The organism is Azospirillum sp. A29, from assembly GCF_042604625.1.
Lineage (GTDB): Bacteria > Pseudomonadota > Alphaproteobacteria > Azospirillales > Azospirillaceae > Azospirillum > Azospirillum palustre.
Window position 1 is genome coordinate 378,247 of record NZ_CP170463.1, and the last position, 24,945, is coordinate 403,191.

Here is a 24,945-nt window from a genome sequence, read left to right on the forward strand (position 1 = left end):
GGTCAGGGGGCCGATCCGGCCAACAGCCCCCGCCCCTCGACCGCCCGACCCGCGCATTCCGGCTCCTCCAGCAGGTCGGCATACTGCCCGGCCGTCACCGACCAGTCCTGGCTCTCGGCGATCCGGCGCCCGGCCTCGCCCATGCGGCGGCGGAGCGCCGGGTCAGCCGCCAGACTGCGCATCGCCTGCACCAGCTCGCCATGGTCGTCCGGGCGATCCAGCAGGATGGCCGCCCCGTCTTCCAGCAGCCGGCCGGCACCGGCCAGGCGCGTGGTGACGACCGGCAGCCCGCTCGCCGCCGCTTCCAGCAGGACGAGGCCGAAGGGCTCGTAGCGGGTCGGGAAAACGAACAGGTCGGCCGCCCGCATCAGCGCCGCCACGTCGCGCCGGTGGCCGAGGAAGCGGACCCGTTCCTCCACCCCCAACGCCCGCGCCATCGCCGGGAATGGGCCGCCCCGCTCGTCCCCGACCACCGCCAGCGCCAAATCCGGCACCTCGGCCAGCGCGCGCAGCACGCCGTCCAGATTTTTGCGGTCGCTGCGGGCATCGCCGACGAACAGCGCTACCGGCCGGCCGGGCGGCAGGCCGAACAGCGCCGGATCCGCCGTTCCCGGACGGAACTCTTCGACATCGACGCCATTGTCGATCACGCTCAGCCGCACGGGCGCGATGCCGTCCCGGCGCAACTCGTCCGCCACGGTGCGCGACACCGCCACCAGCCGGCCGGCGCGACGGAAGCTCCAGCGCTCGAACCCGACATTCAGCAGCGTGTAGAGAGCCCGGTAAAGCGACAGGGGCGAGACGCCCTTGCGGATCGGGTGGGTGGGGGAGCGCATCCAGGCGGAATGGACGAAATGCACCGCATTCACGTCCGACCGCGCCCAGCTGACGAAGCCGTTCACCACCACCCGGTCGATCCCCGGTCCGTCCTTCCCTGGTTGATCTTTCCCTGGCCGGTCTTTCCTCCGGCGCCTTTCCCGTGCCAGCGCCCGGCTGGCCTGCCATGCGAACAGCTGGTCCTTCGCCAATTGCGTCGGCACCCCTCCCCCGTCGATGCGGACCCAGCGCAGGCGCGGATGACGCGCCAGTTCGTCCGACAGTTCCGACGCGATGGCAACGACCTCGTGCCCGCGACGAAGCAGTTCGTCGACCACGACCGCGTTTACGCGGCCCTGGCCGTCATGGCGGACGATCTTCTGCGTAACGACGGCGATGCGCAGGGATTTGGTGCGCATGGGGAGGTCTCCTGCCCTGCCTGATCTGCGGTATCGGCGGCGGTTCGTGCCGCAGTGGACCATGGAGGCAGGGCGGACACCAAACAAACGAAAGATACGATCTCCACACAACAGGCTTAAGACTGCCGATGTCGGTTTCAGTCTTTCAGCGTCTAAAGCATTCGCGGACTCAAAATCGATTTTTTTGGAAGAGTCAAAGATGAGTCAGAGTCATGTCCCAAGATTGACTCTCTCAATTACATAAACTTTCGTGCGACTACTCCTAACGAGAAGGGTAATCCGACCGATACGGGTAATCCCGTTTTGGAAGATCTTAATATCCGATTAATAGGAGTCGTGCCGATGTCGTCCACCGAGTCCAATCTCATCGATGTCACCTTTGCGATCGACGCATGGGGACAGGCTGCCGGCGGCATCTGGCCGCATCTGGCGCTCAAACTCGATGGTGCGACCATCGGTCAGGCGACGGTGAACAGCAGCACCGCCGGCCGTTACACCATCACCGCGAAGGTCGCCGCCGGCAGCGCGCACAACCTTCAGCTCGTCTATGACAATGACGGAGTGATCGGCGGCGCCGACCGCAACCTGTTCGTCCGCGCCGTGGCGGTGAACGGCACCTCGATCGCCGTCACCGACCCGTCGGTCACCTATGACAAGGGCGCGGTCGACGGGAAGGACGTGGTGAAGGGGCAGGAAGGTCTCTATTGGGGCGGCGCCCTGAACATGCCGCTGCCCGCCTCGCTGTTCCCCGTCCCCACGGCGACCGATGCCGCCGAGGCGGTGGTCGCGACCCCGGCGGCGACCAAGTCCTTCAGCGTGGTCGTCAACGCCTGGGGCACCAGTGCCGGCGGCGTGCCGCCGCATTTCAAGCTTCTGGTCGATGGCAAAATGGTGGGCGACGCCAAGGTGGCCGCCACCAGCCAGACCGCCTACAAGTTCACGGTCGATCTCGATCCGGCCCTGGCGCACAAGGTCCAGGTCCAGTACGACAACGACGCCGTCGTCAATGGCCAGGACCGCAGCCTCTATGTCGGCTCCGTCGTGGTGAACGGCCACAGCGTCGCCTCGACCGCCGCTGGCGTCACCTATGACCGCGGCGCGCTGGACGGCAAGGACATCATTGCCGGCCAGCAGGGTCTGTGGTGGAACGGCACACTCAGCATTCCCGTCAGCAAGGACATGCTGGTGAGCGGAACGACGACCACCCCTACGGCGCCGACCACTCCCACCACTCCCACAATTCCGACGGCGCCAGCCGCCACGCTGCCGAAGAACGACCACAGCGCCAGCGCCGGGGTCAGCAGCGACCGTCCGCCGCTGATGTCGGACGTGTCGACCATCTCCTGGGGTGCCGACCGCGGGCTGGCGCCGCAGCACCTGTTCTGGGAATTGGTGCCCGACTACGCCAACGCAGCCCATCTGAAGGAAACCCGCGACGTCGCCGCCGGCCACCTGGCCGACGGGGTGATGCCGCTGATCGGCCTGCAGCTGTGGGAGGACACCTTCGAGTTCTCGCAGAACGGCGGCGAGTTCGCCAATCTGGGCGGCCACAAGGCGTGGGTGTCGTGGGTCAAGGCCCATCCGCAGTATCTGGGGCGCGACGGCGACGGCAATGTCCTGAACTCCGACAGCAGCAACCCGTATGGCTGGGGCTATGTCAGCCCGCTGATGCCTCTGGACGCCAAGGACGCACCGGCCGGCTGGACCGGCGGTACCGCCCATTATGCCGACTGGATGGCCGACAAACTCGGTCGCCTGTCCGCCCTGACCGGCACCCGCGGGTACGAGCTGGCCGACTTCTTTGACGGCAGCCCGCATTCCGGTGTGATGGACTTCTTCAATTCTCGCATGATCGCGGAGTTCAGCAGCAAGACCGGCATCAAGGTGGCCGGCAGCACGCTGGCGCAGCAGGCACAGGACATCGTCGACAACCACCCGACCCAGTGGCTGGAATATTTCGTCGATGGCTGGGCCTATGGCTGGAAGGCGCTGGACGACGCCATCGTAAAGAACACCGGCAAGGCGGCCTGGCTGACCACCCAGGTGTCCTTCACCCCGGCGGCGATGCGCGAATTCGCCGGCGTCGATGCCCGTGTGATCGCCGACAAGATGAACGAGAAGGACATCCTGTTCAACGTGCAGACCCTCGAACGCTTCGAGATGCAGCACAAGCAGGCCCCGGCCTCCTACGAGCAGGCGATGCTGGGCATCCATGCCGCCCGCGCGCCGGACGCCCATTTCGGCCACATGATGTCCTCGTCGGAGGACGATTACTGGGGCGCGGTGAACAGCCTCTACACCGGTGTCACCGGCACGGTGCGTGACGAGCTGGGCTGGGGCCGGCTGGAGCAGACCTGGCTGCAGAGCGGCTGGACGATGATCGCCGACGACCAGGGCGGTGTCCGCCGGGCGGCGGAGCAGTGGTCGCGCAGCTATCACGATTGGGGCGAGGTGAAGCAGCCCTGGCTGGACATGCTGCGCGACATCGTGCCGACCCGTCCCTTCGGCCCGGCGCTCTATTACAGCGCCAACGCCGAAAAGGCGATGAATGCGCTGGAGCCGGCCGGCAACTCCATCGGCAACGCCTATCTGGGCGAATTGCTGGAACCGATCACCAAGCTGCACGATGCCGGCGTGCCCTTCGGCTATTACGTCAGCGACGCCGCCCTGCAATCGATGACCAAGGCCAGCGCGCCCAGCGCCTTCATCATCCCGCAGGCCACATACGAGGGGCACAACCTGTTCAGCGACGCCGAGATCGCCGCCCTGAAGGCCAAGGCCCCGGTGCTGATCGGCGACGAGGGGTGAACTATCACCATCCGCTGACCTTCACCGACAAGGATCCGGATGCCCAGATCACCGGCTACGGCTTCTACGACCAGAAGGACCGGCTGATCGTCGTCGCCTCCGACCGCGTCGATTTCAACGACACCGCGGCGCGCAAGGCGGTGGCCACTCATGTGGAATTGCAGCTCGCCAATGGCCACTACACGGTCCAGGACCTGATGCACAACACTACCCAGGGTTTCGACGTGGTGAACGGCGTCGGCGGCTTCGACACCACCATCGCCCGCTGGGATACCGGCGTCTATGCCATCAGCCACGACGTGGCGGCATAAGGCGGCGGCCAAGACGCAGCTAACCGGAACGAAAATGGAGCCCCGTCCAGGCGGGGCTCCATTTTCGTTTCCATGGTCAACGAAGATTCCCCTGGCAACACCTGTTTAAGAGTCTATATTATCGATGGTGAACTGGCGCAGATCGAACAGGTAGCAAGTCAAGTCATCTAATATAAGTTGCTTTAGAATGACGTTTTTCTTCTTAGTCTGGCAAAATCGTTTGGCTCCTTTCCCTTCGGACTCGTCACGATTGGCGATATCCCTTGTAGCCCCCACTGTCTTTGTCGGGTAATCATCTCTATCCAGGCACACGAGGATGGTTTATTACTGCTGTCCTTCTGACAACGGACTCCGCCCTGACAGGGTGATTTCTCCCCCACTGAGCCTGGAACAATTCCAAAAGTGCAGCAGACAATGCCGTGAGTGCCGGATCATAGTTTGATCTAAATTCGAACGGGCGAGCACGGCACCAGCGATACAACGTGCACCGTCCATCGGAATTGCGGCATTGCGCGGCCAAGCGCGGCGGCATCGGAGACTGCGGAGGCAACGGTCCGAACGGGGGGCCGAAGGTCGGACGCCGGGCATAAGAATCCGGCAAACCTGAATTGCCACGCACCGGCACCGCCGACGTCCAAGCACAGCGTCCAGGGGGGAAAAGCCTGCCTTCCGGCCGCGCAATGCCGTCCACCATTTCGTCTATTCCTGGGGGAGACGGACATGTCCGATCGTATTCGTGTGATTGTTCACAACCAAAGCCGATTGCTGCGCGAATCCATCCTGAACATTCTGGATGACTGCTTCGAGGTCATCGATCCGCAAAGCCGGCTTGTAACTGGACTTTCACCCAAGACGATGTGGAACGGCAGAACGAACGGCGCCGCCGACCGCTATTCCGACGGGTTCTCCGCCAGGGGGGCTGTGGCCACGCTGGAGGCGCCGCCTGGAAACGGCTCCGCAAACGGCAATCCCGACCGATCCGCCGACATCGTGCTGTTCGATCTGGCCTCGCTGAAGACCGACGCCTGGAACTTCCGCAGTTGGTACGGCGAGCAGGCCAAGCTTGCGATGATCGCCGACGAATTTTCCGCCCACCACATGCGGATGGCCCTGCGCTTCGGCGTGCGCGGCTATCTCCTGAACCGGATGGCGCCGGCCGCCTTCGTGCTGTCCCTGCGCCTGATCCATGCCGGCGAGCCGGTGGTGCCGGAGGAGTGCTTCGATTACTTCTCTCCCACCGCACTGCGCCGCGGTGGCGAGGATGGGGCGATGGCCCAGCATGAAACCGAACTGCTGGGTTATCCCGGGCTCTATCCGCGTCACGCCCGCATCCTGAAGCTGATCATGGACGGATGCAGCAACAAGGAAATCGCGCGCGAGATGCTGATGACGGAAGATCTCGTGAAGCTTCATGTCCGCCACATCATGCAGACCATCAATGTTCGCAACCGCACCCAGGCCGCCCTCTGGGCCGCCCAGAGCGGCATCATCCAGGAGATGGAGTATTTCCTGGAACGGACGGCGCCGTAAGTCGAGGTATCCCCTCTCCCGGCGGGAGAGGGGGGACAGCCGTCAGGCCGGAACCACGCTGTTGCCGAGGAAGGCTTCGAACTGATCGATCGGCAGCGGCCGGCTGATCAGATAGCCCTGGATGCGGGTGCAGCGCTGCTGACGCAGCATGTCGGCCTGCTCCTGCGTCTCCACCCCCTCGGCGATGGTGTCGAAGCCCAGGCTCTCGGCAAGATTGACGATGGTGCCGACGATGGCCGGGTCGGTGGTCGACTTCACGATGTCGCGGACGAAGCTACGGTCGATCTTCAGCGTGTCGATGGGGAAGCGCTTCAGATAGGCCAGCGAAGAATAGCCGGTGCCGAAATCGTCGATGGACAGACGGACACCGATGTCCTTCAACCCGTTGAGGATCGTCACCGCCTTCTCGATGTCGCCGATCATCGCACCTTCTGTCAGCTCCAGCTCCAGCCGGTCGGCTGGGATGCCTGCCGATTCCACCACGCTGCGCACGAAACCGACGAGGCGGGCGTCCTGGAACTGGCGCGGCGACAGGTTCACCGACACCGAGGGGATCGGCAGGTCGCGCCGGATCCAGTCGGCCAGCCGTCGGCAGGATTCGATAAGGGTCCAGGCGCCGATTTCCCAGATCAGGCCGGTTTCCTCGGCAAGCGGAATGAACTCCGCGGGGCTGACCACGCCGCGGACCGGGTGACGCCAGCGGATCAGCGCCTCCGCCCCAATGGTGCGGTTGCCGACCAGATCGATCTTGGGCTGGAAATGCAGTTCGAACTCGTCACCGCCGCTGGCGCGGCGCAGGTCGCTCTCCAGCCCCAGCGTGAAGCCCGACCGCTCGCGCATCCCGCCGTCGTAGAAGACGTATTTGTGCTCGGGATTGAGTTTGGCGTGGTACATCGCCAGATCGGCATTGCGCAGAAGCTGGTCCGCCGTCTCGCCGTCGTCGGGATAGAAGGCGATGCCGATGGACGCGCCGCAGAAAAGCTCCTGATTGTGGACACTGAAGGGCTCCGACATCGAATAGAGCACTTTTTCCACCAGCCGGGCTCCGGCGGAGCGGTCGGCGGCGTCAGGCGCCACGATCAGGAACTCGTCCCCGCCCAGCCGGCCGACGGTATCGGTCATGCGGGTGCAGTTGCGCAGGCGCCGGGCCACCAGCTTCAGCAGCTCGTCGCCGGCATGATGGCCCAGTGTGTCGTTCACCTGCTTGAAGCGGTTGAGGTCGAGGAAGGCGACAGCGACCTTGCTCTTCGTCCGCTGGGCGCGGACGATGGCCTCCTCCAGCCTTTCGCAGACCAGCCAGCGGTTGGGCAGGTCGGTCAGCCGGTCGAAGCTGGCCTGATAGCGGATTCGGTGTTCCTGCGACTTGCGCTGGCTGATGTCGGCGATGGTCAGGACGTAATGTTCCAGCACGCCGTTCGGCGCACGGACCGACGTCACCGACAGGGCGGCGGCGAAGGCGTCGCCGGAATGGCGGAAGCTGGTGACCTCCCCCTGCCAGCGGCCGGCCTGGCGCGCCGTGGTCCAGATGGCGTCGACGAATTCCCGTTCGTGCGAACCGGGGGCGAAGAGCACCAAAGGCTTGCGGAGCAGTTCCTCCCGCTGGAAGCCGGTCATGATCTCGTAGGCCGGGTTGATCGCCTGGACGGTCAGTTCGGGATCGACGATCAGGATGCCGTCGGCGACGCTGTCGAACACGGTGGCGAGCAGCCGGATTTTCTCCTCATGCTGCTTGCGCTCAGTGATGTCCTGGACGGTGCCTTCGTAATAGCGGATGCGGCCGGCGGCGTCGCGCACGCAGCGCGCACTTTCCGAGATCCAGATGATGGAGCCGTCGCGGCGGAAGACGCGCGCTTCGAAGCTGAGGACGCGGTCCTGGCGGGCCATCAGGTCGGCGAAGGCCTCGCGCTTGCCCGGATCGACATAGAGCTGGCAGGCGATGTCGGTGAGGTTGGCGATCAGGTCTTCGGGCGAAGCATAGCCGTAGATATCGGCAAGCGCCGGATTGACCCGCAGGTAACGGCCGTCGACGGTGGTCTGATAGATGCCTTCGACAGCATTCTCGAAGATGCTGCGGTACTGCTCTTCAGTGTCGTGACTTATAATACGCGCCTCATCCGACGCCGATCCCGAACCGCCTGGAAACAACATAGGCCTGCAACTCAAACAACGATTGTGGAACTGCCATCTTTCCGCAATGCGGCAAAGTAGACGCCGGTTCGATGAAGCCCGTCAAGCGACATCGCCTGTACTGTCTCATAGTACGAAGGGAAAATATAACAAAAAGGTAACCGTTCCTGACCATTACCGGCACATCCGACCCGGACCATTGCTCAGAGCATTGATTCGCAACGATAGTATTGCGAGCCACGGTTAAAATTTTGAAAGATTTCTCCGCTATGACCCTCGCGGTAACGGCCGCGCGCTTGTCCGGTCCGGCAATCGCTCTTGTACAAATGACTGATTTTTATTCAACGCTGCCCGGTCTTTGAGCAACACCGGTTCTTCTTTGCAATACAGCCTCGTCGCGGCGATCGAAATGCCGCTGCTTTGCTGCATTCCAGCGTTTGGCACATCCCGTGCAATGTGCCTTCCCGTTCAAGCCAACGGCGGTTTGACCAGCGCGGACCCAATGACTGCGGCCCGCACCCAAATCACACGCAACGCGTCCTTCCTCCTCCCGCCCCGCACCGGACCGGTGCCGCGCGGATTGCACCAGACGCTGCCGTGCCGTTTCTTCGGCCCTTATTCCAAGGGGACTTGTCATGTCGTATCTCGTGCCCTCCGAGTTCGTCACCAAAATGGTGGACGCCGGCGAATCCAAGATTTTCATGTCCACCCGCGACACGATCATCCGCGCCTACATGGCCGGGGCGATCCTGGCGCTGGCGGCGGTCTTCGCCGTCACGGTCACGGTCCAGACGGGGTTCCCGATCATCGGCGCCATCCTGTTCCCCGTCGGCTTCTGCATGCTGTATCTGCTGGGCTTCGATCTGCTGACCGGGGTGTTCGTGCTTACCCCGCTGGCGGTGATTGACAAGCGGCCGGGCGTCACCATCGGCGGCGTTCTGCGCAACTGGGGGCTGGTGTTCGTCGGCAATTTCCTGGGCGCGCTGACGGTGGCGGTGATGATGGCCGTGGTCTTCACCTATGGCTTCTCCACCCCGCCGGACAAGGTCGGCACCGTCATTTCCCACATCGGCGAAAACCGTACGCTGGGCTACGCCCAGTATGGCGCGGCAGGAATGCTGACCATCTTCCTGCGCGGCATGCTGTGCAACTGGATGGTTTCCACCGGTGTCGTCGGCGCCATGATCTCCACCTCGGTCAGCGGCAAGGTGATCGCCATGTGGATGCCGATCATGCTGTTCTTCGGCATGACCTTCGAGCATTCGGTGGTGAACATGTTCCTGTTCCCATCGGCGATGCTGATGGGCGGCAACTCTTCGGTCATGGACTACATGATCTGGAACGAGTTGCCGACGGTTCTGGGCAACCTGATCGGCGGCCTCGCCTTCACCGGTCTGACGCTCTACGCCACCCATGTCCGCACGGCACCCAAGCGCCGCCTGCCGCAGCCCCACCTGCAGCCGGCTGAATAAGCCACCCTGCCCGTCCGTCCGCTCTCCCCGGTCCGCCCTGGACCGGGGCCTGGAGCGGAGTTTTCCTTGAGCGGGGCCGGTATCGTGAAAGAGCTGCGGATCTCCATCGGCCAGTGGTCCGACAAGGGGCGCAAGGAGACCAATCAGGATTTCCACGGAGCGTTGATCCCGGTGGCGCCGCTGCTGGGCATGAAGGGCATCGCGGTGGCGCTGGCCGACGGCATCAGCACCAGCCGGGTCAGCCACATCGCCAGCGAATCCGTGGTGAAAAGCTTCCTGACCGACTATTACTGCACGCCGGAAAGCTGGTCGGTCAGGACGGCGGCGCAGCGGGTTCTGGCGGCGACCAATTCCTGGCTGCACGCCCAGAACCGGCGCAGCGAGTACCGCTACGACCAGGACCGCGGCTATGCCTGCACGCTGAGCGCGCTGGTGTTGAAATCGGCCACCGCGCACCTGTTCCATGTCGGCGATTCCCGCATTTACCGAATTGCCGGCCGGTCGCTGGAGCAGTTGACCGACGACCACCGCGTGGTGGTGTCGTCGGAGGTGAGCTATCTCGGCCGGGCGATGGGCGTGGTGCCGCATGTCGAGATCGACTGCCGTGAGTTGCCGGTGGAACCCGGCGACGTCTTTCTGCTGGCGACCGACGGCGTCTATGAGCATGTCGATGCCGAATTTTTAATCAGCACAATCGACAGGCACCCGGACGACCTCGACCGCGTGGCCCGAATCGCGGTGGACGAGGCATTGCGGCGCGGCAGCACCGACAATCTGACCCTCCAGATCGTCCGAATCGATGCGGTCCCCGACGCCGATGCCGGCGACCTGTTCCACAGGCTGTCCGACCTGCCCTTGCCGCCCCTGCTGGAGCCGAGGACGGAGTTCGAGGGCTACCGCATTCTCCGGGAGTTGCACGCCAGCAGCCGCAGCCATGTCTATCTGGCCCAGGACGGTGCGGGCGGCTCAGGGGTGGCCCCGGCGGTGGCGCGAAGGTGCCGGCCATCGACCGGCGCGACGACCGCGCCCACCTCCGCCGCTTCCTGATGGAGGAGTGGATAGCCCGCCGGCTCAACAGCCCCCATGTGCTGAAGCCGCCGCCGCAAAGCCGGCCGCGCCGCCACCTCTATGTCGTCACCGAGTATATCGAGGGGCAGACGCTGACCCAGTGGATGCGCGACCACCCCGCCCCCGATCTGCCCGCCGTGCGCGCCATCGTCGAGCAGATCGGCAAGGGATTGCAGGCCTTCCACCGGCTGGAGATGCTGCATCAGGATCTGCGGCCCGACAATGTGATGATCGACGGCACCGGAACGGTGAAGATCGTCGATTTCGGATCGGTTCTGGTCCCCGGCATCCTGGAGACCATGCCCGACGCCGACCGCAGCGAGATTCTGGGCACGCTGCAGTACACCGCGCCTGAATATCTGCTCGGGGAAGGCGGAACGCCGGCATCGGACCTCTATGCGCTGGGAGTCATCGCCTATCAGATGCTGACCGGCCGCCTGCCCTACGGTGCCGATGCGGCGACGGCCACCACGCGGGCGCGCCAGCGCAAGCTGGTCTACCGCACCGCCCTGGACGACCGGCGGGCGGTTCCCGCCTGGATCGACGGGGTGCTGCGCAAGGCGGTCCATCCGGACCCGGCCAAGCGCTATCGGGAATTGTCGGAGTTCCTGTACGACCTCCGCCATCCGCGCAAGCAGGCGGCGGGCATGCGGCGCCGGCCGCTGATCGAGCGCAACCCGCTGGCCTTCTGGCACGGGCTGTCGGCGCTGCTGGCGCTGGCTGTGCTGATCCTGCTGGCGGGCCGGGTCTGGACCGGCCCGCCGGCAGGAGAAACGGGCTGTCAGTGCCCGTGGGCGACCTTCGCACCGTCCTTCAGCTTGAACAGGCGCGAGCAATAGGGGCATTCGACCTGCCCTTCGCGATCCAGCGTCAAATAGACCAGCGGATGGCCCAGCGCGCCGCCGCCGCCGTCGCATCCGACGGTCGAGGTTTCAACAAGGATCGTCTCGGTCGGCTGCATAGCAGTCATCCTCTGTTTTGACAGGCGCGCCGGTTCACGCCATCGTGGACACGCCCGCTGTCCGGGCCCCCGATCAGGGTTCCGCGCGCGCGGGCCGGATGATACCCATCGCGCGCCGCGGATCAACGGGGGAAACCACCGGACGCCGGGGCTTTTTCGCAAACCGCAAACATCATGGTTCAGGATCAATGGCCGCGCCAACCGATACCCCCACGCCCGTCTCGCTCCCTGCCAACGCGGTCGAGCTGCGCGGCCTGACCAAGATCTACCAGCCGACCGGCAAAGCCGGGCCGAAGCACGCGCTGAAAGGCATCGACCTCGCCATTCCGCGCGGGTCTCTGTTCGGGCTGCTCGGCCCCAACGGCGCCGGCAAATCGACGATGATCAACATCCTCGCCGGGCTGGTGAACAAGACCGGCGGCACCGCCACCATCTGGGGGCATGAGGTGGCCGACCATCCGCGCCGCGCCCGCGCCTCCATCGGCGTGGTGCCGCAGGAACTCAACATGGATCCCTTCTTCACCCCGCGCGAGATGCTGGAGCTTCAGGCCGGCCTCTATGGCGTGCCGAAGAAGGAGCGCCGGACGGACGAACTGCTTGATGCCGTCGGGCTGGCCGACAAGGCCGACGCCCACGCCCGTTCGCTGTCGGGCGGCATGAAGCGCCGGCTGATGGTGGCGAAGGCGATGGTCCACACGCCGCCGGTGCTGATCCTGGACGAGCCCACCGCCGGCGTCGATGTCGAGCTGCGCCGCCAGCTGTGGGACTATGTGCGCACGCTGAACAAGTCCGGCACCACCGTCCTGCTGACCACCCACTATCTGCAGGAGGCGGAGGAGCTGTGCGACACCATCGCCATCATCAACCACGGGCAGGTGGTGGCGTGCGAGCCGAAGACGACGCTGCTGCGCCGGGTCGACAACAAGGCGCTGTGCCTGACCCTGGAGCGCGACCTGACCGCCGCCCCGCCCGCGCTGGAAGGCTATACGGTCGAGCTGCCGGAACCGCGGCGGATGGTCGTCCGCTACCACCCGAGCCGCCAGCGCGCCGGCGCCATCCTGTCAGCCCTGGCGGCATCCGGAATTGGGATCGTCGATGTCACGACCGAAGAGTCGGATCTTGAAGATATATTCCTCCAACTGACGGGTGGTGCTCACCGCAACACAGGGGTAATCCATGCGGCGTAGCGGAATGGCGGCTGTTCTCGGATTGGGGCTTCTGCTTGGCGGCTGTGCCGCGGATTTCCAACCGATGGGGATGGCCGTCGTCCAGCCGCAGCTGAACGACAAGGTGCTGATCGCCGCCGACGGCTTCGAGCTGCCCATGCGCTCCTGGCTGCCGGCCGACGGCAGGGTGCGGGCCGTGGTGGTGGCTCTGCACGGCTACAACGACTATTCCAATGCCTTCGACGGCGCCGGCCGCGACTTCGCGACTGCCGGCATCGCCACCTACGCCTATGACCAGCGCGGTTTCGGCGCCACCCGCGAACGCGGCGTGTGGGCCGGCACCCCCACGCTGGTCAGCGACGCCCGCACCGCGGTGGAGATGGTGCACAAGCGCCATCCCGGCGTGCCGGTCTATCTGATGGGCGAGAGCATGGGCGGTGCCGTCGTGCTGAGCGCGATGACCGGTCCCAACCCGCCCAAGGTCGACGGCACCATCCTGGTCGCACCCGCCGTCTGGGGGCGGCAGGCGATGGGCTTCTTCCCGCGCGCCGCGCTGTGGATCACCTACAATCTGGTTCCCGGGATGGTGGTGCATCCGCCGAAGGATCTGGACATCCACCCGTCCGACAACATCGAAATGCTGCGGGCTCTCGGCCGTGACCCGTTGGTCATCAAGGGCTCGCGCGTCGACGCGCTGGAAGGGCTGACCGACCTGATGGGTTCGGCGCTCGACGCCTGCCAGCATCTCCAGACGCCCTCGCTGGTGCTCTACGGCGCCCATGAAGAAGTCCTGCCGCCGCGGCCGGTCGAGCGCGCCCTGAAGGATTTCGAGTCCGGCGGGCGGCATGTCGTCGCCGTCTACCCCGACGGCTACCACATGCTGCTGCGCGACCTGAAGGGCAAGCTGGTGGTCAACGACGTCATCGCCTGGATCGCAAACCCCAAGGTGCCGCTGGCAAGCGGAGCCGACCGGGCGCCACGAGCGTTGCTGGCCGCCAAGTAAAGACCGGCCATTTTTTATCACAGGCGCCCGCGCGATTGCCGGTGCGACGGATTGTTCTCCATCCATCGCACCCTTTGGCAATGGTGGAGGACTGCCCGGTGAGCAATAACCCCGCTCCCGATTTGCGTCTGTCGCCGGAGGAAGTCCGGGAGATGGCTGCCGAATACAAGATTTCACCCCTGTGGGTGCGGCTGGCCCTGCTGCTCCGCCCGGCCAACCGCGCGGCGCTGGTGGCTTTCCTGGGCTGGGCCAGCGGATTGCCGCATCCACCTGCCTGAAAGGGGCGGCCTTGGGCATGGGACCTTTGCAGCCAAAGGTATAGTACCCGTTAGCACCAAAGCCACTCTGCCCCTTCCAGCGGTTGAGAGCTAAGGTACCGCATAAGCGGACACCGTATGTCCCCGTTGGGAGGCACCATGCACAGCGTCAAATCTCAGGTTACCCCGTCCGGCGCCACCCGCGCCGCGGCGACTGCCCAGACGACCATGTCCTCTACCGTAGATGTTCAGACCATCGCCGACCGCTACGGCTGGACCACCCCGATGGCCCGCTGGTGGATGGCGTTCGCCGCCTCGTCGGTTGGACCGAAGCCGGATACCATGATCGATTTTCTCGACAAGACCGTCGGTGGCGTGACGATGATCCGCCGGCGCTGATCGGCGCATAGACGGAATTTAAAAAGCGGCCCTCCAGGGCCGCTTTTTTATTGGGAAATTTCTTCGGCGGCAGAGTTCTTCGGCGGCAGAAGTGGCATCTGCCGCCGAAATCCCTTCCTCAAACCCCCGGCGGCACGATCCGCCAGATCGCCGCCGGGTTGCGGTGGGGATCCAGCCAGACATTCTGGAACTTGCCGATCCAGGTGAAGCGGTGGCCACTGAACAGGTCCTCCACCTGGACATGGGCACCGTCGGACAGGCCCAGCTCCCACAGCGGCACCTCGATGGTTCCGCCATGGCCGTTGTACGGATCCAAATTCACCGCGATCAGGATCACGTTGTCCTTCGCCGCCGTCATCTTGCCGTACAGCAGGATGTTGTCGTCGTAGGCGTTGTAGAACTTCAGATTGGTGAACTGCTGCAGCGCCGGATTCTCGGCACGGATGCGGTTGATGGCGGTGACGTAGTCGCGGATGTTGCCGGGCTTGTTCCAGTCCCAGTGCCGGACCTCGTACTTCTCCGAGTGGTTGTATTCCTCCTTGCCGGGATAGGCTTCCGCCTCGCACAGCAGGTAGGGACCGTAGAGCCCATAGACGCCGGCCAGCGTCGCCGCCAGAACCGCCCGCATCATGTGTGCCGGACGGCCGCCATGGGTCAGGATCGGCGGCAGGATGTCCGGCGTGTTGGCGAAGAAGTTCGGCCGCATATACTCCCGCAACTCACCCTGCGTCAGCTCGGTCAGGTATTCGGTCAGCTCCGGCTTGGTGGTGCGCCAGGTGAAGTAGCTGTAGGACTGGGTAATCCGACCTTGGCCAGCCGCTTCATCAGCTTCGGACGGGTGAAGGCCTCGGCCAGGAACAGGGCGTCGGGATAGCGGTCCTGCACCTCGCGGATCATCCATTCCCAGAAGGGGAAGGGCTTGGTGTGCGGGTTGTCGACGCGGAAGATGCGCACACCCTCCTTGCACCACATCAGCACCACGTCGCGGAGCGCGTACCACAGGTCCGGGTAGGACTGGCGGTAGAAGCTGACATTGACGATGTCCTGATACTTCTTCGGCGGGTTCTCGGCATAGCGGATGGTGCCGTCGGGCCGCCAGTAGAACCAGTGCGGATGCTCCTTCACCCAGGGATGGTCGGGCGAGCACTGGACGGCGAAGTCCAGCGCGATCTCAATTCCATGGCGCTTGGCCTCGCGCACCAGCCGGCGGAAGCTGTCGAAGTCGCCGATCATCGGGTCGATGGCGTCGTGCCCGCCCTCCTCCGCGCCAATGGCATAGGGCACGCCGGGATCGTCGGGGCCGGGGTTCAGCGTGTTGTTCCTGCCCTTGCGGAAGGCACGGCCGATGGGGTGGATCGGCGGGAAATACAGCACGTCGAAGCCCATGTCGCGCACCATGGGCAGCAGATTGACCACGTCGTCGAAATTGCCAGGACGCGACGGGTCGGGCGAGGCGGAACGCGGGAAGATCTCGAACCATGCCGAATCGGCGCCGGCGGTGCGGTCGACATAGACCTCCAGCTCACGCACGTAGCGCGACTTGTACTGCCGCTCGCCATACTGCTTCATGACGCGGCGCGGTTCGTCCGACAGGGCATAGTCGATGGCCTCACGGCCCGACAGCGCCTGCATCCGCTCGATCACCGCCTGGAGCGCCGCACGCCCGTCACCATGGTTCAAGTCCAGCGCCTGCTCGACGAAGCGGCGGCCCTCCACCAATTCCAAGTCGACGACCATGCCGGCATCGACCTTCTTCTTGAAGTCGGCCCGCCAGCTTTCCCACACGTCGCGCCAGGCTTCGATGCTGTAGGTGTAGCGGGCGTTGCGGGTCAGCGGCACGCGGCCGACCCAGCGGTCGTTCTCGTGAAGGCGCATCGGCGCTTCGCTCCAGCCCTCGTCGCCGTCCGCCTTGTACATGACGGACGCCGCGAGCACGAAGGTGCCGTCGGTGTAGATGTCGGCCCAAACCTCCATCACGTCGCCGACCGCGCGCTTGATGGCGAAGCGGCCGCCGTCCAGCTCCGGATAGACATTCTCGATGGTCATGCGGCCGGCGGCGATGGAATCCATCCATTCCCGCTCCTCCACATCGTGCAGTTCGATGGCGTGGCTGCGGGCGGCGCGGGCGCGGAAGACGCGCAGCTCCATCGGGCGCAACGTCATCGGCGCGCCGGGCTCCATCGGCAGCGGCTCAGCCTCCGGCGTCACGTCCTCGAACGCCTCGTAGATGCCGCCGGTGGCCGCCAGGATCGGGCCGACATCCAGCGTGTGCGTCCGGTTCTCGTCCGGGTTCAGCACCAGGATGGCGCAGCCGTCGGGCTGGTCGAGCGCGGCGCCGTCCACCTGCCGGATCAACCCCAGCACCGGGCTGTGCGGCGAGGTCACGCGGCGCTGCGGCCCCTCGACGTTCAGGGCCGGGGTGGCGGCCTTCATGGCGTTGACCGCGCCGATGAAGCCGGTGAGGTCAAGCTTCGGCTGCTCCCAGTCGGCCGGGCTGGTGCGCACCACGTCCAACTTGCGGGTAAAGCCATATTCGAAGCCGACCGGCATCATCACGCCGGTGGAGAAGCTGGCGGCGAACAGGTAGTGCATCTTCAGCTGGGCGGCGAGCCGCACGGCGTCCTGGCTGCCGACCTCCGCCGCCAGCCTGTCGGTGTCGTGGCTTTCCGGGAAGGCGATGGACGGCGCGATCCAGCGGAATTCCTCATACTGGTCCAGCAGCCAATCGGCCTTGAAGTCCCACCATTTGGCGCTGTTGAACAGGAAGTCGAAGCCGGCGCCGCACAGCTCGCGCACCTGCTCCACCGTACAGCCCAGCGTCTCGGCGAAGAACTTCACCTCCGGGTTTACGGCGTGGGCGGCGTCGATCAGGCTCTTCCACACCTCCGCCGGCACCTGGTAGGCGGCGTCACAGCGGAACCCCCGCACGCCAAGCCCGATGTAATGGCGCAGATAGTCGGACCAATAGCCGACCAGTCCGGCGCGCAGTCCGCCGCTCATAATCGAGCGAGGCGAGGTCGCCCCACACCGTGACATGGGCGGTGTTGTTGGGATCGACGGCACCCGGACGGTGCAGGTCGCCATCCGCGCCGCGCTTGTACCAGTCGGGGTGACGCTCGACCAGCAGCGCATCGCGAGAGGTGTGGTTGATGACGAAGTCCATCATGACCGACTGGCCGTGCGCGGCGGCCTCCGCCGTGAAGCGGCGCAGAAGCTCGTCGTCGCTTTCGTGCGACCCGCCGCGGAGCGCGTCGTGCAGCCGGTAAGGGTCCTTGATGGCATACAGGCTGCCGGAGAATCCGGGCTGGTGGATCGGGTTCAGGAATATCCAGTCGAAACCCATCCCCTGGATCCGCGGCAGGTGCCCGGCCCAATCGCGCACGGGACCGACCAGGGTCGGAAACAGGTTGTAGATGCGCGGTCCGACGATGCTCATGGAACCCCCTTCCTTGGCCCTGCTTCTCCGTTGACAGCCTGCCGCTCCCCGTTGTGGGATCGACCAGGCGGCATCGGTGCTTTTCCCCTCACGGGTGTGCCGGCGCCGACGCAGATGCCGACACCGTGCCCCCGCCGGAAAACCCGCAGGGGCGGTGAAGGTTCCGCCCGCCCTGTTGGCAAGCCGCAACCGAACCCACCAGCACAGGATGCAACGCATGGCCGAGAAGCCCGGCAAGGTCTCGAAAATCCGCCTCGCCAAACTGGACCAGGAGCAGGCGCGGATCGAGACGGCGGAGGAATATGACCGCCGACTCGGCAAGCTGCAGAAGGAGCTTCTGCACATCCAGCAGACCTATTGGCACGAGAAACGCCGCGCCATCGTGGTGTTCGAGGGCTGGGACGCGGCCGGCAAGGGCGGGGCCATTCGTCGCATGACCGAGCCGCTCGACCCCCGCGGCTTCCATGTCTGGCCGATCTCCGCACCCACCGCGGACGAGCAGGGAAAGCATTACCTGTACCGCTTCTGGACCAAGCTGCCGGCGCCCGGCACCTTCGCCATCTTCGACCGGTCCTGGTACGGCCGCGTCATGGTGGAGCGGGTGGAGAAGTTCGCCACCAAGGACCAGTGGAAACGCGCCTATGACGAGATCAACGAGTTCGAACGGCTGCTGACCGACGACGGAGTGCGCATCGTCAAGCTGTTCCTGCACATCACTCCCGAAGAGCAGCTGGAGCGCTTCCGCGAGCGGATGAAGAACCCGTACAAGCGCTGGAAACTGACCGAGGAGGATATGCGCAACCGCGCCAAATGGGACGATTACGTCAAGGCGGCGGAAACGATGTTCGACCACACCTCCACCGCCAACGCGCCCTGGCATGCGGTGGAGGCGAACTCCAAATGGCATGCCCGCCTCAAAGTGCTGGAGATCGTCACCGCTGCGCTGAAGGAGGGTGTGAACATCGCCCCGCCCCCCATCAACGGCAACGTCGCGAAGATCGCCGCCGAGGTTCTGGGAATAGAGGCGGAGTAAATCACCCCCTGCCCGGCACCACCCAGGACCGCCGCACCGCATCCTCGCGGTCGAAGGCGTCGATGGCGTCCTGGTGGCGCAGGGTCAGGGCGACGTCGTCCAATCCTTCGACCAGACAGTCCTTCTTGAAGGGATCGATGGCGAAGGATAGCGCCCGGCCGTCCGGACCGGTCAGGCTTTGGGCCGGCAGGTCCACGGTGACGGTGGCACCCGGCGTCGCCTGCAACTGGCGGCGCAGCAATGCCACCGTATCCTCCGGCAGGGTGACGGTCAGCAGGCCGTTCTTGGCGGCATTGGCGGCGAAGATGTCGCCGAAGCTGGGGGCGACGACGCAGCGGAACCCACCGTCCACCAGCGCATAGACCGCGCCCTCGCGCGAGGATCCGCAGCCAAAATTGCGGTCGCTCACCAGAATGCGGGCTCCGGCATAGGACGGGTCGTCCAGCGGGAACCCGGCTTGCGCTCGTCATGGAACAGGAAGTTGCCATAGCCGGCGCTGCGCGGCTTCTTCAGGAAGCGGGCGGGCAGAAGCTGGTCGGTGTCGATGTTGGCGATGTCGAGCGGCACCGCGGGCGCGGTCAGCGTGACGAAGGGATCCATCCTCAGGAAACTCCCAGCTTGCGGACATTGAGCTTTCTGACATCGGTGAGTTTGCCGGTAACGGCGGCGGCGGCGGCCATCGCCGGGCTCATCAGATGGGTGCGGGCGTTCGGCCCCTGGCGGCCGGGAAAGTTTCGGTTGGTTGTGGAGGCGCAGCGCTCCCCCGCCGGAACGAGGTCGCCGTTGATGCCGACACACATCGAGCAGCCGGGTTCGCCCCACTCCAGCCCGGCATCGATGAAGACGCGGTCCAACCCCTCCGCTTCCGCCTGCCGGCGCACCGGGACCGAGCCCGGAACCACCAGCCCCGGCACCGCCGCGCGACGGCCGCGCAGCACCGCGGCGGCGGCGCGCAGATCCTCCAGCCGGGCATTGGTGCAGGAGCCGATGAAGACGCGGTCGATGGCCACCTCCTCCAGCGCCATGCCGGGGACAAGGCCCATGTAATCCAGCATCTTGCGCATCTGGCCGGCGCGCACCGGGTCGGTTTCGGCAGCGGGATCGGGAACGGCCGCCGTCACCGGAACCGCGGTTTCCGGGCTGGTGCCCCAGGTCACCGCCGGGGCGATGTCGGGGGCATCCAGCCTCACCTCGCGGTCGAAAACGGCATCCGGATCGCTGGGCAGGGTGCGCCAATGCGCCACCGCACGGTCGAACACATCCCCCTTGGGGGCAAAGGGCCGGCCCTCGATCCAGGTGAAGGTGGTGTCGTCCGGCGCAATCATGCCGGCCCGCGCCCCGGCCTCGATCGACATGTTGCAGACGGTCAGGCGGCCCTCCATCGACAGGGCACGGATGGCGCTGCCCGCATATTCGATGACATGGCCGGCGGCCCCGTCGGCACCGATGGCAGCGATCGCCGCCAGGATCAGGTCCTTTGCCGTCACATGCGGTCCCAGCACGCCGTCCACCGTGATACGCATGGTCTTGGGCCGGCGCTGCCACAGCGTCTGGGTCGCCAGCACATGCGACACCTCGGTGGCGCCGATGCCGAAGGCCAGCGCCCCGAAGGCGCCATGGGTCGAGGTGTGGCTGTCGCCGCAGACGATGGTCAGGCCGGGCAAGGTCAGCCCCTGTTCCGGCGCCAGCACATGGACGATGCCCTGGGCCGGATCGTGCAGGCCGAAATGGCGCAGGCCGTGGCGGCCGGCATTCGCCTCCAGCATCGTCACCATGTTGGCGATCTCGGGATCGGCAATCGGCCTGGACCGGCTGTGCGAGGGGACGTAATGGTCGGCGACGGCGAAGGTCAGCTCCGGCCGGCGCACCTTGCGGCCGGCATGGTCGATCATGCCGAAGGCGTGGAAGGACCCCTCGTGCAGGAAATGGCGGTCGATGGCGAGCAGGGCCTGACCGTCCGGCCGGGTCGCCACGACATGGGCGTCCCACACCTTCTCGAACAGGCTGCGTGGCTGTGCGGTCATTGGCTGAGTTCCTCCTTTACGGCGCCCGCGGCGGCCATCCCGGCGATGCGCCCGAGCGCCACCGCGGTCAGCAGGCCGTTGCCGGACGGATCGCCGGACGCCTTGGACCCCGACACGCCGCAGGCGGCCCCGCCGGCGGCATAGAGGTTGGGTAGCGGCGTCCCCTGCTCGTCCAGAACGCGGGCCTCGTCATCGACAACCAGCCCGCCCTGGGTGTGGAACAGGGCGCCGGTGACGCGGACGGCACGGTAGGGCGGCACCAGCGGGGCCGAGCCGGCGAAGTCGCGGCCGAACCCATCGGTTCCACCCTCCGCCTTCAGCCGGTCGATGTCGGCCAGCGTGGCGGCGAGGACATTCGCGTCGATCTTCATCAGACGGGCCAGTTCGGCCGGAGTGTCGGCGCTCAGCATCGCGCCCATCGCCTCGGCTTGCCGGAAATCCTCGAACTGACGGGCGATGCCGGCGATGCGTTCGTCGAAGACAGTCCAGGCGATGCCGTCCGGCTGGCGCAGCACCACCGCCGCCTGCTCCGAATAGCCGTGCGCCTCGTTGGAGAAGCGCCGGCCGTCCGCATTCACCTGCACGCCGCCCTCGGTGATCGTCGCCCAGGTGACGAGGATGCCGGCGGGGTGTGCCACGGAGCCATGGCCCTGATGGCCCGACAGGTGCCGGGTGGCCGCCCCCAGTGCCTCACCCCACAGCAGCGCGTCGCCCTGGTTGCCGGGATGGCCGAAATAGAGCGCGTCGGCCAGTTCCGGCACATGCTGCCCGACCAGCGCCCTGTTGCCGCCATAGCCGTTGCAGGCAAGGATCAGCGCACCGCAGCCGACCCGCTCGACACTGCCGTCGGGCCGCGTGATCTCGACACCGCAAATCCGTGCGCCATCGGCATGGAGGGTGGTGACGTGCGCCTCGCACAGCACGTCGATCCCGGCGGTTTCCACGGCACCGCGCAGCCGGTCGATCAGCTCTGCTCCCGACCGGCTGGGCAGCCCATGCATGCGCCGGGCGCTGTGTCCGGGATAGCTGAAATTGTCCACCACCGAAAACGGCAGGCCGTAACGGTCGGCCAGCCATTCCAGGGCCGGCCCGACCGCTTGGGCGACGCGGGCGACCTCGGCCGGGTTGGGCTCCCCTTTCGCCTTGGCGACGATGTCGGCGGCGAAGCGCTCCGGGCTGTCCTCGATGCCGGCGTCGCGCTGCCAGCGGGTGCCGGGGGCCGGGATCAGCCCGGCCGACAGGGCGGTGGATCCTTGCGGCAGCGCATCGCGCTCCAGCACCAGCACGCCGGCACCCCGCTCATGGGCGGCCAGCGCCGCGACCATCCCGGCCGCTCCGCCGCCGATCACGACGACGGGGACGGTGAACTCGAACTCGATGCCATCGGCGGGCAGGATGCGGCTCATGAGTTCGCCACCTCCTCCAGCATGGTCGCGACCGTCGCGACCCGGCAAACCGGGCGCAGCGCGGCGACGGAGACCTCATGCACCTCCGGGCTGAAGGCGGCGCAGCCGTCCTCCAGCAGGATGGTCTCGAAATCGCGGACATGGGCGTCGCGCACGGTGGAGGCGACGCCGCCATTGGTGACGATGCCGCAGACCAGCAGACGTTCCACCCCGCATTTCCGCAGCACCCATTCCAGCCGCGACATGTAGAAGGCGGAATAGGCGATTTTCTCCACCTCGACATCGACGGGCTGGAGGGCATCCACCGTCCGGTGCCCCCAACTGCCGGGCTGGAAATCGCCCTTCGCCAGGAAAGGCCGCAGCGATTTCAGATGAGGCGAGATCATCGGCTCGCCGCCGCGGCCCGGCACCAGGGTGAAGTTGGTGGAGATCACCCAGCCGCCGCGCGAGCGCAGCAGATCGGCCAACGGCTTCACCCGCTCCGGCAGCGCCGCAATCTCCGGCGCCGTCTGTCCGGCGCGGCCGTAGGCGCCTTCGGAATGGAGAAAGTCGTTTTGCAGGTCGCAGACCAGCAGGGCGGTGCGCTCGACCGGGATGACGGCGGCGCTCATCGGCCGCTCCTTTCGACGATGACGTTGCCGAAGCCGTCGACACGGGCGGACAGGTCGGGGTCGATGACGGTGGTGGCGTCCGGCTGCTCCAGGATTGCCGGGCCCTGGATGACGGCGCCGACCGGCAGGTCCAGCCGGTTGTAGACGGCAGTCTCGTGCCAGGCCCCGTCGAACCACACCGGCCGCGACCCGGCATAGGCGCCCTCGACCGTCGTTCCGGCGGCCGGAGCCAAAGCGGAGAGGTCGAAATGCGGACGTCGGCCGATGGCGGCGGTGCGCAGATTGACGATCTTTGCGCCGACCCCCGGCAGCAGACGGCTGAAGGACGCCTGATAGGCGCGCTCGAAAGCAGCGCGGATGGTCGCCTCGTCAATTCCTGTGGTTGGGCCGGTCGTGCCATTCTCCACCGCCACCGGCAGCGGCACGGCGACTGTATGGGTCTGGCCGATGTAGTGCATGTCGAGTTCGAAGACGAGGTCGATGCGCTCGACGCTGAGACCGGCGGACTCCACCACGGCGCGGGCGGCAGTCGCCTCCTCGACCATGCGGCGGTCGAGCGAGCGTGCGTCGATGCCGGCCAGCGGTAGATTGACCGTCTGCACCTGATCGTGGCGGATGTCGGCGATGACGCAGCCGAGTGCGGAAGTCACGCCGGGGAAGCGTGGCACCAGCGCCGCCTTCAGCCCGACCTCCTTGATCAGCGCGCCGACATGCAGCGCCCCGCCGCCCCCGAACGGCACGGCGGCGAACTTGGCCGGGTCGTGGCCGCGCTCGATGGAGACGAGGCGGATGGCGCCGGCCATCTTGCTGTTGGCGATGCGCACCACCGCTTCTGCCGCAGCCATGACCTCAAGGCCGAGCGGCTCGGCGACATGGGTGGCGATGGCGGTGCGGGCGGCATTGACGTCCAGCCGCGCCAGCTTGCCCCCGATGGGACGCTCGGCGTTGATGCGGCCGAGCAGGACATTGGCGTCGGTCAGGGTCGGGCGGGTGTTGCCCTGGCCGTAGCAGACCGGCCCCGGCCGCGAGCCGGCGCTCTCCGGCCCGACCTGGAGCATGCCGCCGGGATCGACCCCGGCGATGGAACCGCCGCCGGCGCCGATGGTGGTGATCTCGATCATCGGCGTACGGACGACCAGACCGAAATCGATGGTGGTCTGGGCGGCCAGCGTGGTTTGCCCCTCCACCACCAGCGACACGTCGAAACTGGTGCCGCCGAGGTCACCGGTGATGACATTCGGGAAGCCCGCCGCCTTGGAGATCGCCGCGGCGGCGATCACGCCCGCCGCCGGCCCCGACAGGGCGGTGCGCACCGGCAGGCGTCTTGCGGTTTCGGTCGACATCACGCCACCGTTCGACTGCACGATGTGGAAGCGTCCGCCGAACCCTTCGCCGGCCAGCGCGTTGTCGAGCTTGGCGAGATAGCTGCCGACCACCGGCTGGAGATAGGCGTTGAGCGCGGTGGTGGAGGTGCGTTCGAACTCGCGGATTTCCGGCAGAATACGGGAGGAACATTCGAGGTTGGCGTTCGGCCAGACCTCGCGCGCCGCCTCCAGCGCCGCCAGCTCGTTGGCCGCGTTGGCGTAGGCGTTGATGAAGACGATGGCGAGCGCCTCCGCCCCCTGGTCGGCCAGCCGGCGGGCGCAAGCACGCACCTCTTCCGGGTCAATTCCGGTGCGGATGGTGCCGTCGGCCAGCGTGCGTTCCGCCACCTCCAACCGCATGTCACGGTCGACCACGGGGACGAAATCGCCCCACAGGCCCCAGGTGTGGCGGCGGTCGCGGCGGCGCATCTCCAGTACGTCGCGGAAGCCGGCCGTGGTGATCAGGCCGACCTTGGCGCCCTTGCGCTCCAACAGCGCGTTGGTGCCGACGGTGGTGCCGTGGACGATGGAGCCGAGATCGGCCACCGGGCCGAAGCTCTGCAATCCGGCCAGGAAGCCGACCGCCTCGTCGCCGCGGTTGGATGGGACCTTGGCGGTGCGGAAGCTGCCGCGCGCCTCGTCGTAATGGAACAGGTCGGTGAAGGTGCCGCCGACATCGACGCCGACGATTGCGCCCTTGGAAATACCGTTGCTCATGGTCTTGGATCCCGGAA

At 66.2% G+C, this 24,945-nt stretch carries 23 protein-coding genes; 11 read left to right on the plus strand and 12 right to left on the minus strand.

What is annotated here, in order from left to right:
* Positions 1 to 2: 2 nt before the first annotated feature.
* Positions 3 to 1,235, minus strand: coding sequence for a glycosyltransferase family 4 protein (locus ABNQ38_RS10230; RefSeq protein WP_377807377.1), 1,233 nt, complete (start codon positions 1,233 to 1,235; stop codon positions 3 to 5).
* A 342-nt stretch (positions 1,236 to 1,577) separates the two neighbouring features.
* On the opposite strand from ABNQ38_RS10230, the gene ABNQ38_RS10235 reads away from it, so the two are divergent.
* The 3 genes from ABNQ38_RS10235 (at position 1,578) to ABNQ38_RS10245 (ending at position 5,884) form a co-directional block, all read left to right on the plus strand.
* Entirely contained in the window at positions 1,578 to 4,043 is a 2,466-nt protein-coding gene (locus tag ABNQ38_RS10235) for a carbohydrate-binding domain-containing protein (protein ID WP_377807379.1), read from the plus strand.
* Positions 4,040 to 4,354, plus strand: a complete 315-nt coding sequence (locus ABNQ38_RS10240; protein ID WP_377807380.1) for a hypothetical protein — start codon at positions 4,040 to 4,042, stop codon at positions 4,352 to 4,354. The genes ABNQ38_RS10235 and ABNQ38_RS10240 overlap by 4 nt, the downstream gene beginning before the upstream one ends.
* A 720-nt stretch (positions 4,355 to 5,074) precedes the next feature.
* Positions 5,075 to 5,884 carry a LuxR C-terminal-related transcriptional regulator gene (locus ABNQ38_RS10245; protein WP_377807382.1) on the plus strand — a complete coding sequence of 270 codons (810 nt, stop codon included), beginning with the start codon at positions 5,075 to 5,077 and terminating at the stop codon, positions 5,882 to 5,884.
* Between the two features lie 42 nt (positions 5,885 to 5,926).
* Here the strand turns inward: ABNQ38_RS10245 and ABNQ38_RS10250 are convergent, their stop codons facing one another.
* On the minus strand, positions 5,927 to 8,032 hold the full coding sequence (locus ABNQ38_RS10250) for an EAL domain-containing protein (protein WP_377807383.1): 2,106 nt from the start codon (positions 8,030 to 8,032) through the stop codon (positions 5,927 to 5,929).
* A 614-nt stretch (positions 8,033 to 8,646) separates the two neighbouring features.
* On the opposite strand from ABNQ38_RS10250, the gene ABNQ38_RS10255 reads away from it, so the two are divergent.
* The 3 genes from ABNQ38_RS10255 (at position 8,647) to ABNQ38_RS10265 (ending at position 11,390) form a co-directional block, all read left to right on the plus strand.
* On the plus strand, positions 8,647 to 9,483 hold the full coding sequence (locus ABNQ38_RS10255; RefSeq protein WP_377807384.1) for a formate/nitrite transporter family protein: 837 nt from the start codon (positions 8,647 to 8,649) through the stop codon (positions 9,481 to 9,483).
* A 66-nt stretch (positions 9,484 to 9,549) separates the two neighbouring features.
* Positions 9,550 to 10,530 (plus strand): PP2C family protein-serine/threonine phosphatase, encoded by a 981-nt coding sequence (locus tag ABNQ38_RS10260; protein ID WP_377807385.1) that lies wholly within the window; start codon positions 9,550 to 9,552, stop codon positions 10,528 to 10,530.
* The gene (locus ABNQ38_RS10265) at positions 10,479 to 11,390 is read left to right on the plus strand and encodes a serine/threonine protein kinase (protein WP_377807386.1); all 912 of its coding nucleotides are present in this window, start codon (positions 10,479 to 10,481) and stop codon (positions 11,388 to 11,390) included. The genes ABNQ38_RS10260 and ABNQ38_RS10265 overlap by 52 nt, the downstream gene beginning before the upstream one ends.
* Here the strand turns inward: ABNQ38_RS10265 and ABNQ38_RS10270 are convergent.
* Complete coding sequence (locus ABNQ38_RS10270; protein WP_109049093.1) at positions 11,333 to 11,521, minus strand: zinc-finger domain-containing protein; 189 nt, start codon at positions 11,519 to 11,521, stop codon at positions 11,333 to 11,335. The genes ABNQ38_RS10265 and ABNQ38_RS10270 overlap by 58 nt on opposite strands.
* Before the next feature lie 179 nt (positions 11,522 to 11,700).
* Here ABNQ38_RS10270 and ABNQ38_RS10275 point away from each other — a divergent pair, with 179 nt between their 5' ends.
* The 4 genes from ABNQ38_RS10275 (at position 11,701) to ABNQ38_RS10290 (ending at position 14,337) form a co-directional block, all read left to right on the plus strand.
* Positions 11,701 to 12,699: an ABC transporter ATP-binding protein gene (locus ABNQ38_RS10275; RefSeq protein WP_377807387.1), complete on the plus strand. Its 999-nt coding sequence runs from the start codon at positions 11,701 to 11,703 to the stop codon at positions 12,697 to 12,699.
* A 4-nt stretch (positions 12,700 to 12,703) separates the two neighbouring features.
* The gene (locus ABNQ38_RS10280; protein ID WP_377807388.1) at positions 12,704 to 13,681 is read left to right on the plus strand and encodes an alpha/beta hydrolase; all 978 of its coding nucleotides are present in this window, start codon (positions 12,704 to 12,706) and stop codon (positions 13,679 to 13,681) included.
* Positions 13,682 to 13,779: 98 nt separating this feature from the next.
* On the plus strand, positions 13,780 to 13,959 hold the full coding sequence (locus ABNQ38_RS10285; RefSeq protein ID WP_377807389.1) for a hypothetical protein: 180 nt from the start codon (positions 13,780 to 13,782) through the stop codon (positions 13,957 to 13,959).
* A gap of 138 nt (positions 13,960 to 14,097) precedes the next feature.
* Entirely contained in the window at positions 14,098 to 14,337 is a 240-nt protein-coding gene (locus ABNQ38_RS10290) for a hypothetical protein (RefSeq protein ID WP_377807390.1), read from the plus strand.
* A gap of 118 nt (positions 14,338 to 14,455) precedes the next feature.
* Here ABNQ38_RS10290 and ABNQ38_RS10295 read toward each other — a convergent pair whose 3' ends face one another.
* Genes ABNQ38_RS10295 through ABNQ38_RS10305 form a run of 3 tightly spaced genes read right to left on the minus strand, consistent with a single transcriptional unit; the run spans position 14,456 to position 17,773 of the window.
* Complete coding sequence (locus tag ABNQ38_RS10295) at positions 14,456 to 15,043, minus strand: hypothetical protein (protein ID WP_377807391.1); 588 nt, start codon at positions 15,041 to 15,043, stop codon at positions 14,456 to 14,458.
* A gap of 44 nt (positions 15,044 to 15,087) precedes the next feature.
* Positions 15,088 to 17,337: a maltotransferase domain-containing protein gene (locus ABNQ38_RS10300; protein ID WP_377807392.1), complete on the minus strand. Its 2,250-nt coding sequence runs from the start codon at positions 17,335 to 17,337 to the stop codon at positions 15,088 to 15,090.
* Positions 17,246 to 17,773, minus strand: a complete 528-nt coding sequence (locus tag ABNQ38_RS10305; protein ID WP_377807393.1) for an alpha-amylase family glycosyl hydrolase — start codon at positions 17,771 to 17,773, stop codon at positions 17,246 to 17,248. Before ABNQ38_RS10305 ends, ABNQ38_RS10300 begins: the two co-directional genes overlap by 92 nt.
* A gap of 217 nt (positions 17,774 to 17,990) precedes the next feature.
* On the opposite strand from ABNQ38_RS10305, the gene ABNQ38_RS10310 reads away from it, so the two are divergent.
* On the plus strand, positions 17,991 to 18,806 hold the full coding sequence (locus ABNQ38_RS10310; protein WP_377807396.1) for a polyphosphate kinase 2 family protein: 816 nt from the start codon (positions 17,991 to 17,993) through the stop codon (positions 18,804 to 18,806).
* Between the two features lies 1 nt (position 18,807).
* Here ABNQ38_RS10310 and leuD read toward each other — a convergent pair whose 3' ends face one another.
* The 6 genes from leuD to ABNQ38_RS10340 are packed head-to-tail and all read right to left on the minus strand — an operon-like array spanning position 18,808 to position 24,928.
* A complete protein-coding gene (gene leuD / locus ABNQ38_RS10315; protein ID WP_377807397.1) occupies positions 18,808 to 19,215 on the minus strand; it encodes a 3-isopropylmalate dehydratase small subunit in 408 nt (135 codons plus the stop codon).
* A complete protein-coding gene (locus tag ABNQ38_RS10320) occupies positions 19,212 to 19,406 on the minus strand; it encodes a hypothetical protein (RefSeq protein ID WP_377807398.1) in 195 nt (64 codons plus the stop codon). The genes leuD and ABNQ38_RS10320 overlap by 4 nt, the downstream gene beginning before the upstream one ends.
* Positions 19,407 to 19,408: 2 nt before the next feature.
* Complete coding sequence (leuC, locus tag ABNQ38_RS10325) at positions 19,409 to 20,830, minus strand: 3-isopropylmalate dehydratase large subunit (RefSeq protein WP_377807399.1); 1,422 nt, start codon at positions 20,828 to 20,830, stop codon at positions 19,409 to 19,411.
* Positions 20,827 to 22,236, minus strand: coding sequence for an FAD-dependent oxidoreductase (locus ABNQ38_RS10330; protein ID WP_377807400.1), 1,410 nt, complete (start codon positions 22,234 to 22,236; stop codon positions 20,827 to 20,829). The genes leuC and ABNQ38_RS10330 overlap by 4 nt, the downstream gene beginning before the upstream one ends.
* Complete coding sequence (locus ABNQ38_RS10335) at positions 22,233 to 22,847, minus strand: cysteine hydrolase family protein (protein WP_377807401.1); 615 nt, start codon at positions 22,845 to 22,847, stop codon at positions 22,233 to 22,235. The genes ABNQ38_RS10330 and ABNQ38_RS10335 overlap by 4 nt, the downstream gene beginning before the upstream one ends.
* On the minus strand, positions 22,844 to 24,928 hold the full coding sequence (locus tag ABNQ38_RS10340; protein WP_377807402.1) for a hydantoinase/oxoprolinase family protein: 2,085 nt from the start codon (positions 24,926 to 24,928) through the stop codon (positions 22,844 to 22,846). Before ABNQ38_RS10340 ends, ABNQ38_RS10335 begins: the two co-directional genes overlap by 4 nt.
* Positions 24,929 to 24,945 lie beyond the last annotated feature (17 nt).